The organism is Microbacterium sp. Y355 (genome assembly GCF_059445345.1).
The window spans coordinates 711,487-730,895 of record NZ_JCAIUD010000001.1; the positions used below are offsets into that span (position 1 = coordinate 711,487).

Annotated in this window: 19 protein-coding genes and 1 tRNA gene; 7 read left to right on the forward strand and 13 right to left on the reverse strand. The window is 64.2% G+C overall.

Annotation, left to right across the window (positions count from 1 at the left end):
* Positions 1 to 18 precede the first annotated feature (18 nt).
* Positions 19 to 101: transfer RNA gene (locus AC1C2O_RS03555), tRNA-Leu, on the forward strand.
* A gap of 169 nt (positions 102 to 270) precedes the next feature.
* On the opposite strand, the gene AC1C2O_RS03560 is transcribed toward AC1C2O_RS03555, so the two are convergent.
* Positions 271 to 1,371, reverse strand: a complete 1,101-nt coding sequence (locus tag AC1C2O_RS03560) for a VIT1/CCC1 transporter family protein (RefSeq protein WP_495429070.1) — start codon at positions 1,369 to 1,371, stop codon at positions 271 to 273.
* A gap of 150 nt (positions 1,372 to 1,521) precedes the next feature.
* Positions 1,522 to 3,264, reverse strand: a complete 1,743-nt coding sequence (locus AC1C2O_RS03565) for a DEAD/DEAH box helicase (protein WP_495429071.1) — start codon at positions 3,262 to 3,264, stop codon at positions 1,522 to 1,524.
* A gap of 138 nt (positions 3,265 to 3,402) precedes the next feature.
* Here AC1C2O_RS03565 and AC1C2O_RS03570 point away from each other — a divergent pair, with 138 nt between their 5' ends.
* Complete coding sequence (locus AC1C2O_RS03570; protein WP_495429072.1) at positions 3,403 to 4,230, forward strand: SGNH/GDSL hydrolase family protein; 828 nt, start codon at positions 3,403 to 3,405, stop codon at positions 4,228 to 4,230.
* Here the strand turns inward: AC1C2O_RS03570 and AC1C2O_RS03575 are convergent, their stop codons facing one another.
* On the reverse strand, positions 4,231 to 5,031 hold the full coding sequence (locus tag AC1C2O_RS03575; RefSeq protein WP_495429073.1) for a TrmH family RNA methyltransferase: 801 nt from the start codon (positions 5,029 to 5,031) through the stop codon (positions 4,231 to 4,233).
* An 84-nt stretch (positions 5,032 to 5,115) separates the two neighbouring features.
* Between AC1C2O_RS03575 and AC1C2O_RS03580 the strand changes: the two genes are divergently transcribed.
* Together AC1C2O_RS03580 and AC1C2O_RS03585 are read left to right on the forward strand one after the other, a co-directional pair.
* Complete coding sequence (locus tag AC1C2O_RS03580; RefSeq protein ID WP_495429074.1) at positions 5,116 to 5,955, forward strand: Sir2 family NAD-dependent protein deacetylase; 840 nt, start codon at positions 5,116 to 5,118, stop codon at positions 5,953 to 5,955.
* A complete protein-coding gene (locus AC1C2O_RS03585) occupies positions 5,952 to 6,536 on the forward strand; it encodes a histidine phosphatase family protein (protein ID WP_495429075.1) in 585 nt (194 codons plus the stop codon). The genes AC1C2O_RS03580 and AC1C2O_RS03585 overlap by 4 nt, the downstream gene beginning before the upstream one ends.
* A 4-nt stretch (positions 6,537 to 6,540) precedes the next feature.
* Here the strand turns inward: AC1C2O_RS03585 and AC1C2O_RS03590 are convergent, their stop codons facing one another.
* From AC1C2O_RS03590 to AC1C2O_RS03610, 5 genes are read right to left on the reverse strand one after another with little or no spacing between them, the layout of a single operon-like run.
* Entirely contained in the window at positions 6,541 to 7,347 is an 807-nt protein-coding gene (locus AC1C2O_RS03590; protein WP_495429076.1) for an HpcH/HpaI aldolase/citrate lyase family protein, read from the reverse strand.
* Between the two features lies 1 nt (position 7,348).
* Positions 7,349 to 7,831: a MaoC family dehydratase gene (locus AC1C2O_RS03595; protein ID WP_495429077.1), complete on the reverse strand. Its 483-nt coding sequence runs from the start codon at positions 7,829 to 7,831 to the stop codon at positions 7,349 to 7,351.
* Positions 7,831 to 8,979, reverse strand: a complete 1,149-nt coding sequence (locus AC1C2O_RS03600) for an acyl-CoA dehydrogenase family protein (RefSeq protein WP_495429078.1) — start codon at positions 8,977 to 8,979, stop codon at positions 7,831 to 7,833. The genes AC1C2O_RS03595 and AC1C2O_RS03600 overlap by 1 nt, the downstream gene beginning before the upstream one ends.
* 12 nt (positions 8,980 to 8,991) lie before the next feature.
* A complete protein-coding gene (locus AC1C2O_RS03605) occupies positions 8,992 to 10,977 on the reverse strand; it encodes an acetyl/propionyl/methylcrotonyl-CoA carboxylase subunit alpha (protein ID WP_495429079.1) in 1,986 nt (661 codons plus the stop codon).
* 5 nt (positions 10,978 to 10,982) lie between these two features.
* Positions 10,983 to 12,536, reverse strand: coding sequence for a carboxyl transferase domain-containing protein (locus AC1C2O_RS03610; protein WP_495429080.1), 1,554 nt, complete (start codon positions 12,534 to 12,536; stop codon positions 10,983 to 10,985).
* A 96-nt stretch (positions 12,537 to 12,632) separates the two neighbouring features.
* Here AC1C2O_RS03610 and AC1C2O_RS03615 point away from each other — a divergent pair, with 96 nt between their 5' ends.
* On the forward strand, positions 12,633 to 13,220 hold the full coding sequence (locus tag AC1C2O_RS03615) for a TetR/AcrR family transcriptional regulator (protein ID WP_495429081.1): 588 nt from the start codon (positions 12,633 to 12,635) through the stop codon (positions 13,218 to 13,220).
* Here the strand turns inward: AC1C2O_RS03615 and AC1C2O_RS03620 are convergent, their stop codons facing one another.
* Genes AC1C2O_RS03620 through pdhA form a run of 3 tightly spaced genes read right to left on the reverse strand, consistent with a single transcriptional unit; the run spans position 13,221 to position 16,664 of the window.
* Positions 13,221 to 14,543 carry a dihydrolipoamide acetyltransferase family protein gene (locus tag AC1C2O_RS03620; RefSeq protein WP_495429082.1) on the reverse strand — a complete coding sequence of 441 codons (1,323 nt, stop codon included), beginning with the start codon at positions 14,541 to 14,543 and terminating at the stop codon, positions 13,221 to 13,223.
* Positions 14,540 to 15,550, reverse strand: a complete 1,011-nt coding sequence (locus AC1C2O_RS03625) for an alpha-ketoacid dehydrogenase subunit beta (protein ID WP_495429083.1) — start codon at positions 15,548 to 15,550, stop codon at positions 14,540 to 14,542. The genes AC1C2O_RS03620 and AC1C2O_RS03625 overlap by 4 nt, the downstream gene beginning before the upstream one ends.
* A 1-nt stretch (position 15,551) precedes the next feature.
* Positions 15,552 to 16,664 carry a pyruvate dehydrogenase (acetyl-transferring) E1 component subunit alpha gene (pdhA, locus tag AC1C2O_RS03630; RefSeq protein WP_495431666.1) on the reverse strand — a complete coding sequence of 371 codons (1,113 nt, stop codon included), beginning with the start codon at positions 16,662 to 16,664 and terminating at the stop codon, positions 15,552 to 15,554.
* Between the two features lie 168 nt (positions 16,665 to 16,832).
* On the opposite strand from pdhA, the gene AC1C2O_RS03635 reads away from it, so the two are divergent.
* Positions 16,833 to 17,306 (forward strand): Lrp/AsnC family transcriptional regulator, encoded by a 474-nt coding sequence (locus AC1C2O_RS03635; RefSeq protein WP_495429084.1) that lies wholly within the window; start codon positions 16,833 to 16,835, stop codon positions 17,304 to 17,306.
* Here AC1C2O_RS03635 and AC1C2O_RS03640 read toward each other — a convergent pair.
* Positions 17,278 to 18,186, reverse strand: coding sequence for an alpha/beta fold hydrolase (locus AC1C2O_RS03640; protein WP_495429085.1), 909 nt, complete (start codon positions 18,184 to 18,186; stop codon positions 17,278 to 17,280). The two genes, AC1C2O_RS03635 and AC1C2O_RS03640, sit on opposite strands and share 29 nt — an antisense overlap.
* A gap of 60 nt (positions 18,187 to 18,246) precedes the next feature.
* Here AC1C2O_RS03640 and AC1C2O_RS03645 point away from each other — a divergent pair, with 60 nt between their 5' ends.
* Positions 18,247 to 18,972, forward strand: a complete 726-nt coding sequence (locus tag AC1C2O_RS03645) for a 3'-5' exonuclease (protein WP_495429086.1) — start codon at positions 18,247 to 18,249, stop codon at positions 18,970 to 18,972.
* Positions 18,973 to 19,138: 166 nt separating this feature from the next.
* Here AC1C2O_RS03645 and AC1C2O_RS03650 read toward each other — a convergent pair whose 3' ends face one another.
* Positions 19,139 to 19,393 (reverse strand): type B 50S ribosomal protein L31, encoded by a 255-nt coding sequence (locus AC1C2O_RS03650; protein WP_495429087.1) that lies wholly within the window; start codon positions 19,391 to 19,393, stop codon positions 19,139 to 19,141.
* Between the last annotated feature and the right edge of the window lie 16 nt (positions 19,394 to 19,409).

A 19,409-nucleotide genomic window follows, 5' to 3' on the forward strand; every position in this document is an offset into this window, starting at 1 on the left:
AACGACTTTTCATCACCTGCGCGGGTGGCGGAATGGTAGACGCGCTACGTTGAGGTCGTAGTGCCCGTAAGGGCGTGGGGGTTCAAGTCCCCCTCCGCGCACAGATAGCACAGCAGAGAAGAAGGCTCCCGAGAGGGGGCCTTCTTTTTTACGTCATCACCGGTGCGACTTGTATCCCCGCATCCAGTGCGGGAAGAGAAACACGGCCCGCAGTCGAATCGCGGCCGTGTTTTTCCTCCCACGTCATTGCCGGAGTGTTTGCCGGCGTGATCAGACGGCGCCGACTCCGAAGAGCAGTCCCAGCGCGTAGGTGATCGCCGCAGCACCGAATCCGATCGCCAACTGCCGGAGCGCTCGCCGCAGCGGCGGGCCGCCAGAGAGAATCCCGACCATCGCTCCGGTACCCAGCAACGCGATGCCGACCAGCACGAGCGCCAGCACGATCGCCGGCATCCCTTCGAGACCGAAGATCCACGGCAGCACGGGGATGATCGCCCCGGAGGCGAACAGGAAGAAGCTGGAAAGCGCAGCTGTCCAGTCGCTGCCAATGAGTTCATGATCGCCCGTCGCGTCATGAGCGCGAATCGGGCCGGTGACGGTGCGGCGCACCCCCTCTTGGGCTGCCGTGATGATGCGACGGGAGCGGGCCAGCGCCTCTTCTTGGGCGATGCCTCGTGCTCGGTACACGAGCGCCAACTCGTTCTCGTCGATGTCGAGATCTGCGGCAGAGTGCGCCGCATCCTCGTTGACTTCGGTCGATGCGAGAAGCTCGCGTTGGGATCGCACGGAGACGAACTCCCCCGCGCCCATCGACAGGGCTCCGGCAAGAAGCCCCGCAATCCCACTGAAGAGCACGAGGCTCGAGCTCACACCCGTCGCCCCGATTCCGAGGACAAGGGCGAGATTGCTGACAAGCCCGTCGTTCGCTCCGAAGACCGCCGCGCGAAAGGAACCGGACAACCGACGACGGCCGCGCGCGGCGAGACCGCGAACGACCTCGTAGTGGATTTTCTCGTCCGCGCGCATCGCCGGCGTCGCGTATTTCTCGGTGTCATAGGGAGATCTCGCCTCGGCACTCTGAGCGAGCACCAGCACGAAGATCGATCCGAAGCGCCCCGCCATCCATCCCAGCAAGCGTGAGCGCAGCCCTACTCGGGGAAGCCGGGCGGGTTCGCCACCGAGCAGATCCAGCCAGTGCTGCTCGTGACGGCGCTCGGCCTCTGCGAGACTCTGGAGAATCTCTTTTTCCTCCCCGGTCTTGCGCGCAGCGAGTTCCTGATAGACGTAGCCCTCAGCGCGCTCCTCCACCAAGTACCGCGCCCAACGTCGACGGTCAGCTGCGGTCGGCTGCGCGAATGCAGGCGCGGTCATGAATCCTCCATAGTGGGGTGGGCCGCCCAGTTGGGGCGCCTTCAACGGTATCGAGACGGCGAAGTCGAACACGCCAGAATGCCCTGATTGCCAGCATTTCGGGGTTCCTAATGACGCCGGCTCTGGCCGGTCAAAGCATCCGGCGCTGCGTCAGGAGCGTACGCGTTTGCGCAGCACTTCGATGCGCGATTGCAGCTGGGTCACCGTCGCTTGCGAGACGGCTGGCCCGCCGCAAATACGGCGCAGCTCGGAGTGCACAGCGCCGTGCGGCTCGCCTGCCTGGCGCGCATAGAGTCCCACCAGGCTGTTCAGCAACTGACGCTGTTCTCGAAGCGTGCGGTGCAGCGGCGCAGGCAGCGTCGTGACCGTCTCCGTACTCTCCGTGGCCTCACGCGCCTCACGCAGCTTCGACTGACGTGACTGGCGCTGCATGAGAAGCTCATGGACGTGCTCCGGCTCCAACAGGCCCGGAATCCCGATGAACTCTTCTTCTTCGGCCGTGCCTGGTTCCGCGAGCTGACCGAACTCCTGCCCCTCGAACACCACCCGGTCGAAGTGCGCAAGGGAGGAGATTGCTTGATAGCTGAACTCCTGAGTCAGCGCGTCAGACGCTTCCTCTTCACGGTTCGCGCTCTCCAACAGCGAGTCGTCCAGACCATCTTCGTCTTTACTCTGACGGTCGAGCGCGTGATCGCGCTGCTTCTCGAGCTCGTTCGCGAGGGTCATGAGCACGGGAACGTTGGGCAAGAAGATGCTCGCGGCCTCACCTCGGCGCCGCGCTCGCACGAACCGACCGATGGCCTGAGAGAAGAAGAGCGGCGTTGAAGACGATGTGGCGTATACGCCCACAGCGAGTCGGGGAACGTCGACGCCTTCAGACACCATGCGCACCGCGACCATCCACCGGCTGGTATTCGCGCCGAATTTCTCAATGCGTTCGGATGCCGTGGCATCGTCAGACAGCACGATGGTGGGTTGCTCCCCGGTGAGGCTGTGCAAGATCTTCGCGTAGGCGCGAGCGACAGTCTGATCAGTGGCGAGCACGAGCCCGCCAGCATCCGGAATGTGGTTGCGGATCTCGGTGAGGCGCCGATCTGCCGCGGAGAGCACCGCGGGCATCCACGCACCCTCCGGGTCCAGCGCCGTGCGCCAGGCCTGCGAGTTGACGTCCTTCGTGTTGTCCTGCCCAAGATGGGCTTCGAGCTCATCTCCTGCGCTTGTGCGCCAGCGCATCTTGCCGGCGTACATGTGGAACAGCACCGGTCGCACGACGCCGTCAGCGAGGGCACGACCGTAGCCATAGGCGTAGTCGGTGACAGAGACGCGTGCACCAGACTCATCTGGCGCGTATGTGACGAATGGAATCGGGGCGGTGTCGCTGCGGAACGGCGTTCCTGACATCGAGAGTCGACGTTTCGCTGGCCCGTAGGCGTCGCGGATCGCGTCACCCCAGCTGAGTGCGTCACCACCGTGATGCACCTCGTCGAGGATGACGAGCGTCTTGGCGTCTTCGGTCAGATGGCGGTGCAGAGATGGCTTCGCGGCCACCTGGGCGTACGTGACCACAACGCCGTGATATTGCCGGGACGGCGCCCAGTGGCTATTACGGAATCGTGGATCGAGGCGAATGTGCACGCGCGCTGCTGCATCGGCCCACTGGGTCTTCAGGTGCTCGGTGGGGGCGACCACGATTACGCGGTTCACCTCTCCCATCCGGAGCAGTTCCACGGCGAGAGTGAGTGCGAACGTCGTCTTTCCTGCGCCAGGGGTCGCGGCGACGAGGAAGTCCCGCTGATCACGGGCGAAGTAGGCCTCAAGGGCCTCTCGCTGCCAGGCACGGAGCTTGTCAGCCGTTCCCCATGGGGCGCGCTGGGGGAAGGACGGAGAGAGCATCAGTTCAAGGGTAATCGGTACTGACGACATCGGATGCCCGCCCGCCAAGAGGCTGTCACTGCGGGTAGGCTCGTTCTCTGCGTGGCCGCGATCCAGGTCGTGCAAGCTGCGAACGCGCATGCTGCGAAGGAGAGCACGATGACTAATCAGGATTCGTTCGGCATCCCACACGTTTCAAACGAGAGTGCGCACCCGTGGCGTCGGTTTGTGGCCATCGGAGACTCATTCACCGAAGGCATCGGAGATCCGAATCCGGCGTCTCCAGGTGGGAATCGCGGCTGGGCGGATCGCGTTGCGGAGGTGCTGTCTCAACAGGTTGACGACTTCGCCTATGCGAACCTCGCAGTGCGCGGCAAGCTCATCGCGCAGATCGTTGCGGACCAGGTCGAGCCGGCCGTTGCGCTTCGCCCCGACCTCATCTCCCTCTGCGCCGGGGGCAACGATGTTCTCCGTCCAGGCTCGGACCCCGACCAGATCGCAGACCAGCTCGACGACGCGGTGTCACGGCTGTCCTCCACCGGCGCCGCCATCCTGATCTTCACCGGCATCGATACCGGGTTCGCGCCGGTGCTGCGCCCCTTCCGCGGCAAGGTCGCGATCTACAACGAGAATCTTCGCGCCATCGCAGACCGCTACGACTGCATCGTCGCCGATCAGTGGGCCTTGAAGTCGGTGCAGGACTCGCGGTTCTTCGCCGATGACCGTCTGCATTTCAATCCCCTCGGCCACCACGAAGTCGCACGCATGGCGCTCCGAGCGCTGAACGTCCCCAATGACCTGCAGCCGATGCAACCAGACGCACTACCTGTGCGCACGTGGCGCGAGGCTCGTGCTGAAGATCTCGGCTGGGCACGTGAGCACCTCGTCCCGTGGGTGCTGAGGCGCATCCACCACCAGTCTTCGGGCGATCTGATCACTGCGAAGCGGCCTGACGCCTCCCCCGTGGTCTTGCCGGACACTCGGTAATCAGTTCGAGAGTGCCCACAGGGCGACGGCTGCGGCGGATGCGACGTTGAGCGAGTCCACTCCCCCACGCATCGGAATCGTGACGACCGTGTCGGCCGCATCGAGTGCCGTGCGGGAGAGCCCGTCGCCTTCGGTCCCCATCACCAGCGCGATCTTCTCCGGTCGTGAGCCCGCATAGGCTTTGAGTGACACGGCGTCGTCGCTCAAAGCGAGCGCCGCGATCTCGAAGCCCGCGGCATGCAGTTCGGTCACGGCATCTGCCCAATCGCCGATCCTGGTCCACGGCACCTGAAACACGGTGCCAGTGCTCACCTTGACGCTGCGGCGATACAGCGGATCCGCACAGCGAGGCGAGACGAGCACCGCATCGGCGCCGAGTCCGGCGGCAGCGCGAAACGCGGCTCCGACGTTCGTATGCTCGATCAAGTCCTCCAGGATGAGCACGAGGCGCGCATCATTCAGTACCTCGGCGACAGTAGGCAGTTCAGGGCGATGCATAGAAGCGAGGGCGCCGCGGTGCACGGCGTACCCGGTGACTGCTTCGGCGACGTCATCAGGCACGACGAATACCGGAGTGTCAGTTTTGGCGAGGAGGTCTTGGATGCCAGCAACCCAGCGTCGCTGGACGAGCACCGAACGCGGCTTGTGGCCCGCTGAGATCGCCCGCTCGATGACCTTTGCAGACTCCGCGATGTACAGACCGCCTCTGGGCTCGTGCACGCGGCGCAAAGCCGTGTCGGTGAGGTTCCGATAGTCGGCGAGGCGAGGATCTGCCGCATCGGTGATGTACTCGAGTTGCATGTCATCCACTCTGCCATCGCGCGCCCCCTTCTACCGGGCGCCCAGGCAGGTGTGCTCGCCGTTAGACTCGCTCAGGGAGGTTCCGTGACCGCGACGACACATGTCGATCTATCTGCCGACATTGCCAAAGCCGCCGAACTATTGCGCGGACATAAGATCACGCTCCTGACCGGTGCCGGGATCTCGACCGACTCCGGCATCCCCGCCTATCGTGGCGAAGGTGCCCGCACTCGGGCCGATCCGATGACCGGGCAGCGCTACCTTGCCGACGAAGCGGCCAGGCGTCGGTACTGGGTGGGCGGACATCTCGGATGGCGCGCGTTCGCCTCGGCAGAGCCGAACGCAGGACACATCGCGCTTGCCGAAATGGAGCGGGACGGCCTCGTCTCCGGCGTGATCACACAGAACGTTGACGGCCTGCATCTGCGCGCCGGTAGCGCACGGGTGATCGAGGTGCACGGCACGATGCGGCGCGTCAACTGCCTGCAGTGTGGCCAGGTGTTCGACCGCAGAGACATCGCGGTGCAGATCGAGCAGCTGAATCCGTGGATCATGGTGCCCGAGAACATCGAGCTCAATCCCGACGGAGACGTCGCACCGGAGAGCACCGCGAACTTCATCGTTCCCACGTGCACGGTCTGCGGCGGAATGCTGAAGCCTGATGTCGTCTTCTTCGGCGAGTTTGTGCCCACCGACCGATTCCGCGCCGCTGAGTCGCTGCTGCGCGCGAGCGATGCCCTGATCGTCGCGGGTTCTTCCCTCGTAGTGAACTCCGGTGTGCGGATTGTCGAGCGTGCTCGCCGCCGTGGCATCCCCCTGATCATCATCAATCACGAGCCGACGCGCGCCGATGCCTGGGCGCATGTCACGCTCCCCGGCGGCACCAGCGATGTGCTCCCTGCCCTACAGGAGCTGCTGAAGTGACGTTGCTGACTCTCGTGCGCCATGGCCAGACAGAGTGGAATCTTGCTCGTCGAATCCAAGGATCGACCGATATCGCTTTGAACGCGACCGGTCAGAACGACGCCCGCAATGCGGCTGCACTCCTCGCGAACGGCACACACCACGCGATCTACGCGAGCCCGCTGGTGCGTGCGCATGAGACGGCGCAAATCATCGCCGCAGAACTCGGTCTGGCAAGTCCTGAGCTCGTGCCGGATCTGCGTGAGCGTTCTTTCGGCGAAGGAGAGGGCATCCTCGTCGCCGACTATCTCGAGCAATACGGCGATTGGCATGCGGCCCCTCCTGGTTCGGAGACGCTCGCAGGCGTATGCGAGAGGGCGCTCGGCGCGCTGGATGCGATCGCACGTGAGGCCCGTCGCCGCTCAGCGCCCGTCGCGGAGTCGGTGATCGTCGTTACGCACGGCGGCGTGATCCGATCGCTCCTGAATCACGTCTCTAGTGGCACGCTTCCGCGCGAGGGTGATGTGTTGCGCAACGGCTCGGTGCACCGCTTCGAAGCATCGCCCGGCGTGCTGCGGTTGCTCGAGCCGATCGCCGCCTGAGCGGCTACCGCGACCGCGCCACTGATGCGCGCGCGTGCCGAAGCAGTGGTTCATCGATCATCTGCCCCTGGAAGCGGAAGACGCCACGCTCCCCCTCTGCGGCAGCCAAAACGTCACGTGCCCATTCGAGCGTGGCCGCGTCCGGCGCATAGGCCTCGCGGATGACAGCGACCTGACTCGGATGGATGCACGCTGTCGCCGCGAAGCCGGAGGCCGCAGCATCCATCGCCTCATCGGCGAGGCCGGTGACATCGTCGATATCGATATGGACCGCGTCGATCGCGGCCTTGCCGTGTGCGCGGGCCTCGAGCAGCACCTTGGATCGGGCGTAGCGGGCCACCTCGCGGTAGGAGCCGTCGGTACCGCGACTCGACGTACCGCCCAGTGAGGCGACCAGATCCTCCGCGCCCCACATCATTGCGACCACTCGCGGATGCGACGCGATTTGAGCCGCGCTGCTGATCCCACGAGCTGTCTCGCACAGGGTGACCAGTGAATACGTGGCATCGAACAGGTCGAGAGATGCGGCATCCTCTGTCTTTGCGACCATCACCGTGCGATACGGCGACTGTTCGATCATGGCGAGGTCGGGCGCGAACTCTGCGGTGTCGGGGGCATTGATGCGCACGATCACCCGGGCCGGATCCAGCCTCGAGGCGAGCACGTTCGTGCGTGCAACCGCCTTCGTTCCTGGTGCGACGGCATCCTCGAGATCGAGGATCACCGCATCCGCCCGCTCGTAGGCCTTCTCGAAGCGCTCCGGTCGATCGCCGGGGCAGAACAGCAGTGCGGGGCCTGAACTGAAGGTCATCTCATTCCTTTGTCGACACACCTGGCAGGCAATGGACAAGCGCGATGCGGGTCGCGGTGGCAACCACGACGGCGTCCTGGTTGCGCCCGGTGTGAGCGATCGTGCAGATGCCCTGACCAGGACGCGAGGACGACAGACGTTTCTCGGTGATGACGCTCTCTGTGTACAGCGTGTCGCCTGCGAAGAGCGGATGCGGGAACTCGACATCTCCGAGCCCCAACTGTGCCACCAGCGTGCCCTGTGTGAGCTGCGCGACGGATGCTCCGACCATGGTCGACAGTGTCCACATCGAGTTCATCAATCGCTGGCCGAACTCCTGGGTTTCCGCGAACGCCGCATCCAGATGCAACGCCTGGGTGTTCATCGTCAGCGTCGTGAAAAGCACGTTGTCTGCCTCGGTGGCGGTGCGTCCTGGGCGATGGAGATAGCGCGCCCCGACCTCGAACTCCTCGAAGTAGAGCCCTCTTTGGATGATGTCGGTCATCAGGTCAGTCCCAATCCACGCGCGATCACCAGCAACTGCACCTCGGTCGTGCCTTCGCCGATCTCGAGAATCTTCGAATCACGATAGTGCCGCGCGACCGAAAATTCATTCATGAATCCGTTGCCGCCGAAAATCTGGGTCGCATCGCGGGCATTGTCCATTGCGGCATCCCCTGCCACCAGCTTTGCGATCGCGGCGGGTTCGGAGAATGGCTTTCCGGCATCTCTCAACCGTGCAGCGTGATGCCACGCCAGACGAGCGGTGTGTACGCGCGCCCGCATGCGCGCGAGTGTGAACTGTGCGTTCTGCCGCGTGCTCAGGGCACTCCCGAAGATCGTGCGGCTCTTCGCATATTCGACCGCTGCCTCCAGGCATCCCTCGGCCGCGCCGGTCGACAGCGCGGCGATCGCGATGCGCCCTTCGTCGAGGATGCTGAGGAAGTTCGCGAACCCACGCCCCTCTTCGCCGAGGAGATTTCCTGCCGGCACTCGCGCGTCGTCGAAGGTGAGTGGGTGCGTGTCGGAGGCGTGCCATCCGACCTTGTCGTAGGGCGGTTCGACGGTGAAACCTGGCGTGCCGTTCGGCACGATGATCGTGGAGATCTGCTTGCGGCCATCACTCGATCCGGTGACCGCCGTGACCGTCACGAACTTGGTGATGGGCGTACCCGAGTTGGTGATGAACTGCTTCGATCCGTTGATGACCCATTCATCGCCGTCACGACGTGCGGTCGTGCGGGTGGCTCCGGCGTCACTTCCCGCTTCGGGTTCGGTCAGTCCGAACCCGGCCAGCGCGCGACCGGCGAGAAGGTCGGGTAGGTACTCGGCGCGCTGAGCATCTGTACCGAAGCGGAACACCGGCATGGCACCCAGACTGACGCCTGCTTCCAGTGTGATGGCGATGGACTGATCGACACGTGCAAGAGCCTCGATTGCGAGGCCGAGTGCGAAGTAATCTCCGCCCTGCCCGCCGACGTCCTCAGGGAAAGGCAGCCCGAACAACCCCAGCTCCCCCATCTGCGCGATGACGTCCATGGAGAGAGTGTGCGTGCGGTCGGCCTCGTAGGCCTGCGGTGCGACGACCGATTCGGCAAAGTCGCGCACCATCGCGCTGAGGGAAACCTCGTCTTCAGTCAGATTCTGGGTCATGATGTTCCTCCGTCAGGGTGTTTCAGCGGCATTTTCGGACGCGGATGTCACGGTATCGATTGTCACGATCGCGACCGGTTGGTCTCGTCGTGCCTGGTCGCCGACGGCGACCAGGAGGTGCACTGTGCCGTCGTGCGGCGCCAGTACCGGATGCTCCATTTTCATCGCCTCGATTGAGACGAGAGGCTGCCCTGCGGCGACGGCTGATCCGTCCTCAACATGCACGGCCACCACGCTGCCAGGCATGGGCGCGCGCGCCTCTGGGCTCGTCTCCGACGCAATCGGATGCTGCGATGCCAGCCTGTGTCGCATTCGCTCGCGACGATCGAGCGGGCGCAACCGCGCCGTGTGTCCTGCCTCAGTCACCCAGACCGCGCCTTCGGCGTCTATTGCTGCATTCGCTGGCGTTGTCGTTGAAGTGCCCGGGGCATCCGCGTCGACCGTAGCGTCGAGTACCTCACCGTCGTCAGTGAGGAAGCCGACCTGGCGAGCGGATGCGTCCATCATCTGCGCCCACGCGGACCCCGCCCGGCGAGAAAGGTCTTGCTGCGTGAGACTTGGTTCCTGCGGGCCTGTCTCATGCAGGAGTTCCTGTCTCGCCGCCGCGAGCATCGCCTTGGAGGGCTGCGGGATCGGCAGGGGCAGCATCGTGTCGATCAGGCCGGTGTCGAGGTCACCACTGATCACACGAGGGTGAGTCACCAGTTGCCGAAGGAATGCGATGTTCGTGTCGACACCGAGCACGACCGTGTGCGACAGAGCCTCGTCGAGCCGTCTGAGCGCGGTCTCACGGTCAGCACCGTGAGCGATGACCTTTGCGATCATCGGGTCGTAGTATCCGGTGACCTCGCTGCCCGTCTCGATCGCGGCATCCACTCGCACGCCCCACGGCGCGTCGAAGCGCAGAATGTGCCCCGTCGACGGCAGGAAGCCGCGTTCCGGAGACTCCGCATAGATACGGGCCTCGACAGCGTGACCCGACACCGGCGCCGGCGAGGGCAATGCGTCACCGGCAGCGACCGACAATTGCAGCGCCACCAGATCCAGACCCGTGACGGTCTCGGTGACGGGATGCTCGACCTGAAGCCTGGTGTTCATCTCGATGAAGAAGAACTCCTCAGGCGAGTCGGCGTCGACGAGGAACTCTACTGTTCCCGCCCCGACATAGTCGACGCTGGATGCCGCGCGCACGGCAGCGTCAAACAGCCGCTCTCGCACGCCTTCGGGCAATCCTGCTGAGGGTGCCTCTTCCACCACTTTCTGATGTCGGCGCTGCAGTGTGCATTCGCGCTCGCCGAGTGCGATCACTGTGCCATGACTGTCGCCGAATACCTGTACCTCGATGTGCCGAGGCCGGGCGATCAGACGCTCCAGCAACAGGGAATCGTCCCCGAATGCTGCTGCAGCGACGCGTCGCGCCGAGGCAAGTGCGGCACGAAGGCCGGCAGCCTCGGCGACGATCTCCATGCCCTTCCCGCCGCCTCCCGCACTCGGCTTCACGAGCAGCGGATACCCCACCTCGGCCGCGTGCTCTTCAATCTGATCGTCGGTCAGATCGACCGCGTCGAACCCGGGAACAACCGGCACGCCGTGCGCCGCGACCTGCACGCGGGCGGCTGCCTTGTCGCCCATGATCTTGATGGCTCTGATCGATGGCCCGATGAAGGTGATGCCTGCCTCCGCGCACGCTTCAGCCAGCGCAACGCTCTCGGAGAGAAAGCCATACCCCGGATGGATCGCCTGGGCGCCGGTCTCCTGCGCCGCACGCACGACCGCGTCCACGCTGAGATACGACTCCGCAGCCGCCGCAGGACCGATCAGCACCGCGACGTCTGCTTCACGCGCATGCGGAGCCGTAGCATCCGCCTCACTGTAGACGGCGACGCTGCGCATTCCGCGCTCACGCAGAGTTCTAATGATGCGACGCGCGATCTCACCCCGGTTCGCGACGAGGACGGTGTCGAACCTTGCGGCCGCTGAGCCTTCTCGACTAAACATGGCACTCACATCCTGAATACGCCGAAGCGCGACTCTGGCAGCGGACTGCGGGCGACAACATCCAGTGCGAGACCGAGCAGATCGCGAGTTTGGTCCGGGTCGACGATGCCGTCGTCCCAGAGCCGGGCGGTCGCGTAATACGGTTCGCCCTGGGTCTCGTACTGATCGCGGATAGGTTCTTCGAACGCAGTGCGCTCCTCGGCGCTCCAGCGCTCGCCGCGCGCAGTGAGCTGGTCTTCTTTCACTGTGGCGAGAACAGACGCTGCTTGCGCGCCGCCCATCACCGAGATGCGACTGGCCGGCCACGTCCATAGGAAACGTGGCGAATACGCCCGCCCGCACATCGAGTAGTTGCCTGCACCGAAGGAGCCGCCGATGATGACGGTGAGCTTCGGCACACGCGTCGTTGCCACCGCGGTCACCATCTTGGCGCCATCCTTAGCGATTCCTCCGGCTTCCGCGTCGGAGCCGACCATGAACCCGGTGATGTTTTGCAGGAACAGGAGTGGGATACCGCGTTGATCGCACAGTTCGATGAAGTGAGCGCCTTTGAGCGCCGATTCGCTGAACAGCACTCCGTTGTTGGCGACGATGCCGATCGGATGACCGTGGAGCCTCGCGAATCCGGTCACCAGCGTGGTGCCGTACTCGGTCTTGAACTCACGGAACGAATCGCCATCGATGAGTCTGGTGATCACCTCTCGTACGTCGTATGCGGTGTTCACATCGACCGGGACCACGTCATACAGGCTGGAAGCGTCGTCTGGTGCACGGGAAGTCGCCACCTCCCATGCCGGAGCGGCCGGTGGTGGCAGCGTCGCGACGATGTCCCGCAGAATCTCAAGTGCGTGTTCATCGTCCTCAGCGAGGTGATCAACCACGCCGGAGCGGCGGGCGTGCAGCTCTCCACCGCCGAGCTCCTCGGCAGTGACGATCTCGCCGATCGCTGCCTTCACAAGTGGCGGTCCGCCGAGGAAGATCGTGCCCTGACCCCGCACAATCACCGTCTCATCGCTCATGGCTGGCACGTAGGCGCCGCCCGCAGTGCAGGATCCGAGCACCGCCGCGAGCTGAGGGATGCGTTCCGCGCTCATCCGCGCCTGGTTGAAGAAGATGCGGCCGAAGTGGTCGCGGTCGGGGAATACCTCATCCTGCTTCGGAAGGAAGGCGCCGCCAGAATCCACGAGATAAAGGCAGGGCAGCCGGTTCTCCAGCGCGATCTCCTGGGCGCGAAGGTGCTTCTTGACCGTCATCGGCAGGTAGCTGCCGCCCTTCACCGTGGCGTCATTGCACAACACCATCACGTGGCGACCGTGCACGAGACCGACTCCGGCGATCACGCCAGCGCCAGGGGCTTCACCGTCGTACATGCCGTCGGCCGCGAGCGGGGATACTTCGAGAAAGGGACTCCCCTCGTCGAGCAACCGGGCGATGCGTTCGCGTGGCAGTAATTTGCCACGTTCCTGGTGGCGCTGCCTCGAACGCTCTGGACCGCCTGCGGCAGCAGTCGCCAAACGAGCGCGCAATTGGACCGCCAGCATTTCCTGGGTGGGGGGCATCGTGATGTCCTCCTTGACTCACGTGGTGGCACTCAACATGCCTTTTCGGTTAGTGTTCACTAACCAGCTCATTTAGGTTAGCGAGCATTAACTGAGATGACAAGCCCCCTCACGGCGCGCGATCGCGCCAAAGCCGAACGCGCAGACGCCCTCCTGCAAGAGGCTGCGCGGCTGTTTGCTGCCCGCGGATACTCTGGCGTGAGCCTGGAAGACATCGGCTCTGCCGTGGGTGTCTCTGGCCCAGCGGTGTATCGCCACTTCGCAGGTAAGCGGGCACTGCTCGGTGCCGTGCTGGTCAAGGTCAGTGAAGAGCTGGTTGGCGGCGGAACAGCAGTGGCCGATGCAGCATCGTGCGCCGAGGATCGGATGCTGGCGCTCGTCAGTTTCCACGTCGATTTCGCGCTGTCCAATGCGGATGTGATTCGCGTGCAGGACCGCGACATGGCCCATCTTGCCGAAGATGACCGCGCAGAAGTCCGTCGCCTGCAGCGCGCGTACATCGACCTGTGGATCTCGGCACTTGCACCGCTGCGCGAGGCATCGGCCGACGAACTTCGGCTACGGGTACAGGCGTGCTTCGGGCTCATCAACTCCACCCCGCACAGCACCCGCAGTGCCTCGCGTTCGAAGAAGGCGACAGCAGGAACGCTCATCGCCATGGCTCACGCAGCCCTCATCGCCTGATCAGCGCAACAGCATCGCTCGCCCCGGCTCCTCGAGAATGTCAGCGACATCCTTGACGAAACGGGCGCCCTCCGCGCCGTCAACGATCCTGTGATCGAAAGACAGGCTCAGCGTCATGACCTGACGCAACGCGATCTCCCCACGGAACTCCCATGGCTTCAGGCGGATCGCTCCGGCCGCGAGGATCCCTGATTGACCAGGGGGCAGGATCGGTGTGCCTGCGTCGATGCCGAAGACTCCGATGTTGGTGATCGAGAAGGTGCCTCCGGCAAGCTCTGCCGGAGAGGTCTTTCCTGAGCGCGCTGTTTCAGTCAATGCACTCAGAGCGTCAGCAAGCTCGGGCACAGTCATCTGGTCAGCACCCCGGATGTTGGGCACGATCAGTCCGCGCTCGGTGGCGGCGGCGATCCCCAGATCCACATAATGCGGTTGAACGATCTCGCCTGCTTCCTCATCCCACCGCGAGTTCAGGCCCGGTGTGCGGGTGAGCGCTAGGCACACAGCCTTGGCAACGATCACGAGCGGGCCGATTCGGTGCTCCGAGAGCGAGCGATCCTGGCGCAGCCTCGCTATCAGATCCATCGTTGCGGTGACGTCAACCGTATGGAACGTCGTGACGTGCGGCGCAGTGAAGGCGCTCTGAACCATGGCGGCCGCGGTGTGCTTGCGCACCCCGCGGATCGGAATCCGCGTCTCGCGTTCCCCCACCGTGAGGTGCTGCACCGCGTGCGGCCGGGCAGCGGGGACGTCATCCGATCGTCCACCGACGCGCTCTGCATAGGCCTCGATGTCGTCACGAGTGATCACCCGATCGCCTACCTCTGCGGCGACAAGCACGATATCGATGCCTAGCCGTTTGGCGTAGGCGCGCACCGGCGGGGTCGAACGAGGGCGCTCGCCTATACGTTCAGGAATCGGTGCGTCTGGTAGCACATCGTGAGGCGCCGCCTCCAAAACCGCGGTGTCGACGACGACAGGAGAGTCGCTTGCCCGGCGCGCACGGCGCATAGGTCGTGATGTGCTCGACGGTGCGGCGCCGTAGCCGACGAGGTTCGGCGGTGTTTTCTCTTCAGCCGGTTCTACACCCTCCACATCGAAGGCGATCAAGGGCGAGCCGACAGCGACAGTTGCCCCTGCCTCAGCATGCAGAGTCGTCACCGTGCCCTCATAAGGCGACGGCAGCTCGACGATGGCCTTGGCTGTCTCTACCTCCGCGAGGGTCTGGTTCAGTGTGACAGTGTCGCCTGGGGCGACCAGCCACTGCACCACTTCGGCTTCGGTGAGCCCCTCACCGAGGTCGGGAAGGTGGAACTCTTCGATCATGATTCCGCTCCGGTCAGACTGTTTGGCCGGTCCAGCACGCGGTCGACCGCGTCGAGGATCCGATCCAGATCCGGCAAGTGGAACTTCTCAAGCTTCGCGGGCGGATAGGGCACATCGTGCCCGGTCACCCGCAGCGGCGCAGACTCCAGATATTCGAAGCACTGCTCGGTGATACTGGCGATCACTTCGGCGGCGACACCCGCCTCACGTGATGCCTCGTGCGCAACGACGACTCGGCCGGTACGGCGCACTGACGCAGCGACGGTGTCGTAGTCCACCGGAGAGATGGAGCGCAGGTCGATGACCTCAAGCGACAGGCCCTCGTCCTCGGCTGCGGCCGCGGCATCCAGAGCAGTGGACAGCATGGCGCCGTAGGTGATGATCGTGGCATCCGATCCGGCACGGACCACGCGAGCGAGGCCCATCGGCGGAGCATCCGCCAGCGAGGATTCCAGATCGACCTCACCCTTGTGGTGGTAGAGGCGCTTGGGCTCGAAAAAAATGACAGGGTCGTCTGAGGCGATCGCCTGTTGCAGGCAGCGGTAAGCATCCTGCGGATTGGACACCGCGATGACACGGAGCCCAGCGGTGTGAACGAAGTAGGCCTCAGGCGATTCCGAGTGATGCTCGGCGGCACCGATTCCGCCCGCCCACGGGATGCGGATGGTGATGGGCATCTTCACTCGGCCCTGGGTGCGATAGTGCAGCTTCGCGACCTGCGAGACGATCTGGTCGAACGCCGGGTAAACGAATCCGTCGAACTGGATCTCGACGACCGGGCGGTATCCCCGATAGGCAAGTCCGACAGCTGTTCCGACGATTCCTGATTCTGCAAGCGGCGTGTCGATGACACGGGAGGCGCCGAATTCATCCAGCAGCCCATCGGTGATGCGGAAGACTCCCCCAAGCTTGCCGATATCCTCGCCGAGCAGCACGACTTTGTCGTCATCACGCATCGCCTGGCGGAGCCCCGCATTGAGCGCCTTACCCAGAGTGATCTCAGTCATCTCAGGCCTCCTTGAAGGAGGCGAGGTACGCAGCATACTCATCGCGCTGGCGTGAGATACCGGAATGCGGTTCGGCGTACACGCCGTCGAATACAGCCAGCGGCTCGCGCGTGACCATGCTCAGACATGCCGCGCGCATCTCACGTGCCATCACGTCAGCGTCAGCGTGTGCGGCCGCGATCTGCTCGTCATCGATCTCGTCGACTGCCCGCAGATACGCTTCTAGCCGGGAAATCGGGTCGCGTGTGCGCCACGCTTCCAGCTCTGCTGGATCGCGGTAGCGGGTCGGGTCGTCAGAGGTGGTGTGCGGTCCCATCCGATATGTCACCGCTTCGATGAACGCGGGGCCCTTGCCTGCGCGGGCATGAGCCAATGCCCACCGCATGGCGGCCATGCACGCCAACACGTCGTTCCCGTCTACGCGCATACTCGGGATTCCGAAGCCGGGGGCCCGGCCCGCAATCGGATACTGGGACTGCAGAGCGACCGGCTCGGAGATCGCCCAATGGTTGTTCTGGCAAACGAACACGACAGGCGCCTGGTACGAGGCGGCGAACACCATGGCCTCGTTCACATCGCCCTGGCTGGTGGCGCCGTCTCCAAAGTACGTGACGGCGACTTCTGGGGCCTTCTCGTGCTTGATCCCCATCGCGTAGCCGACCGCGTGCAGGGTCTGCGCGCCGATAATGATCTGCAGCGGCGCCATACGCATCTGATCCGGGTCGAACGGCGCGCCTTCTTCTCCACGCCAGACGCGCACGAAGTCACCCGGCTGAGCGCCACGTGCGTAGATCACGCCGGTTTCGCGATAGCTCGGGAAGACGAAGTCAACGGGGTCGAGTGCACGGGCGGTGCCGATCTGGGCAGCTTCCTGACCTTGGCAGGGCGCCCAAAGGCCCAGCTGGCCCTGGCGCTGGAGTGCAACACCTTCGGCGTCGATACGACGGAGGATGACCATGTCGCGATGAAGTGAACGCAACTGCGCCGCGTCGACGTCAGCAACGTAGCGCTCGAGATCAGGGTTGCGCAGTCGCGTTCCATCTGGCGCGATGAGGCGCTCAGAAAGTTCTAGATCCTGCGTGGTGTCGGCAATCGGGGTGGTCTGCGGTGACATCATCGTCCTCCTGTCGTGTGTCTCCCTCGTGAGGAGTTGCACGCCTGCTCCGACGTCTTCATCGGATGCTTCGAGGTTACGTCCATTGATCAGCACGCTCAAGCATCTCGACCTGCCTTGAGCATGTTGCGCAGTTTTGCCCCGAGCATCCTGCTAACGTTTGGCACTATGTCTGCTCTCGATCGTGTTGATCTCGAACTGCTCGCCGTGCTCGCTGAAGATCCGCGCACCACAGTCGTCGCGCTTGCTGAGGCGCTCGGACTGTCGCGCAACACCATCCAAGCCAGGATGACACGGCTGGAGCAGACAGGAGTATTTCTGTCCTACGAACGATCCTTCTCCCCCGAGGTGCTCGGCTTCCCGCTCCAGGCGTTTGTGAGCATTGGCCTGCGACAGACTGATCTCCCCCGCATTACTGCGGAGCTCGCTCGGATCCCTGAGATCCTCCAGGTGCATGGACTCAGCGGATCCATCGACCTTCTCGCACGCGTCGCCTGCAGGGATGCGCGACACCTGTTCGACACGGACGCCCGAATCCTGTCCATCGAGGGCGTCGAGCGGACGGAGACGTCACTCGCGATGGGCGAAGTGATTCCGTTCCGGGTCGCGGGGCTTATTGGCCTCGCGCGACGGGAACCCTGAGGAAACGGCGGATCGCCCCGGCTGCTTCTGCCGGGGTTTCATAGTGGATCAAATGCCCCACGTCGGCGATTTCCACGAGCTCCGCGCTCGGGAACAGCGTCGCGAGGTGCCGCTCTGCTTCGATCGGGGTGATGTCGTCCTGCTGTGCCGCGACCAGCAGTGTCGGGACGTCGATCTGAGGGGCGGAGGCTCGGACATCGTGCGAGACGCTCGCGACAAAAGCATCTCGCAGGACGTCCCGGTCCGCGAAGTCGGAGAAGTAGGTGTCGTGCTGGTCGTGGATGAAGCGGCGAAGCACCGGATCCTTCGTCTTCGCCATCGTGTTACTCATGACCCGAACGATCAACTTGCTTCGCAGCAGCGCGGTTCCGAGCTTTGCTGGCAGCATCGCGCCAAGGTCGTAGTAGAGAACAGCAAGGCGTGTCATCACACCCTTTGGCCCTTCCAGGGCGGGTGCTCCGATCGGGTTGATGAGGATGACCCGGGGCGTCTCCAGCCCGCTAGCGACCGCGGCCGAGGCAACAATCGAGCCGAAGGAATGACCGAGGATGACGGCACCAGGTGCGACTGTGGCGGCGAAGTCCTGTAGCCACCCGGCGTACTCGTCGAGGTCATGCGTGCGGCCGGGAATCGGCGGAGTTTCGCCGAAGCCGGGCAAATCCGGCGCGATCACGCGAACTTCGGGAAGATAAGCCAGCACTGGCTCGAGTCCGTGGTGCTCACCGCGGAAGCCGTGCACAGCGATGACGGTGGTGACACCCTCCACCTCCGGCGCTGGTCCGTACACCCAGTACGCTGTCATTCCGCCCCGCACCTGGGCCTCATGACGCTCGATCGGAAGGCGGCTAAGCCGGTCGGCATAGGGCGAGAAGACGGGCATGAATCCAGTCTACGGGCGAGCCTGCGCCCCGATGTCCGAGGCCCTCCTTACCTTGGGTTCATGGCAATCGATCTCGAACTCCCTGGCTGGCTCGGACGCATCGGCGTTTTCGATCTGGAGACGACAGGCGTCGACGTCACCAGCGATCGCATTGTCAGCGCTCACGTGGGTGTGCTCGACGCCAAGGGACGAGAGATCGCGGCGCGTACGTGGCTTGCCGACCCCGGTATCCCTATTCCGGAGGGCGCGGCCGCCGTGCATGGCATCAGCACGGAACAGGCACAGCGTGAAGGGCGAGTCGCCCACGAGGTTGTCGGAGAGATCACCGAGTCGTTGCGGGCGCTTTTCGCGCAGGGTATGCCAGTGGTGGCATATAACGCCTCCTACGACTTCTCGCTGCTGACCAACGAGTGTGTGCGGCACGGCATTGCGCTGCTTGAGGCGCCTGGTCCCATCATTGACCCGCTCGTCATCGACAAGGCTGTCGATCGCTATCGCAAGGGCAAGCGCACACTTGAGGTCGTTGCCGATCACTACGGCGTGATTCTGGATGGCGCACATGAGGCATCAGCAGACGCCATCGCCGCCGGCCGCGTCGCACAGGCGATTGGGCGTACCTTCGAGCTTGCGCCTTCGGCTCACGAACTGCACACGCAGCAGATCGGCTGGGCACGCACCCAGGCGGAAAGCCTCACCGAGTACTTCATCCGTATCGGTCGCCTCGACGCAGAAGATGCGCTCGACGGCACGTGGCCGGTGCGGCACCCCGGCCCGGCATCCGTCTGAGAATCGCCGACGCCCCGGCTTACCGTCGACACACCGTCGAACTGACGTCGCTACGCCGAGGCGTCGGCGACACCCCGGGGCGTGGATGCTCGAAGTGAGCGAGCCGACAACGACAAAGGCCCCGTCTCCGGAATGGAGACGGGGCCTTCGTACTGAAGGAGGCTGCTTACTTGCTGCCGCCAAAGCCCTTGAAGCGCTGGTTGAACTTCTCGACGCGACCGGCCGAGTCCATGATGCGCTGCTTGCCCGTGTAGAACGGGTGCGAAGCGGAGGAGATCTCGACGTCGATGACGGGGTACTCCACGCCATCCAGCTCGACGGTCTTGTTGCTCGACACGGTGGAGCGGGTGAGGAAGGTCTCGCCCGAGCCGAGGTCGCGGAACACGATGTCCTTGTAGGTGGGGTGAATGTCAGTCTTCATTGCTGAGTCCTTGGCT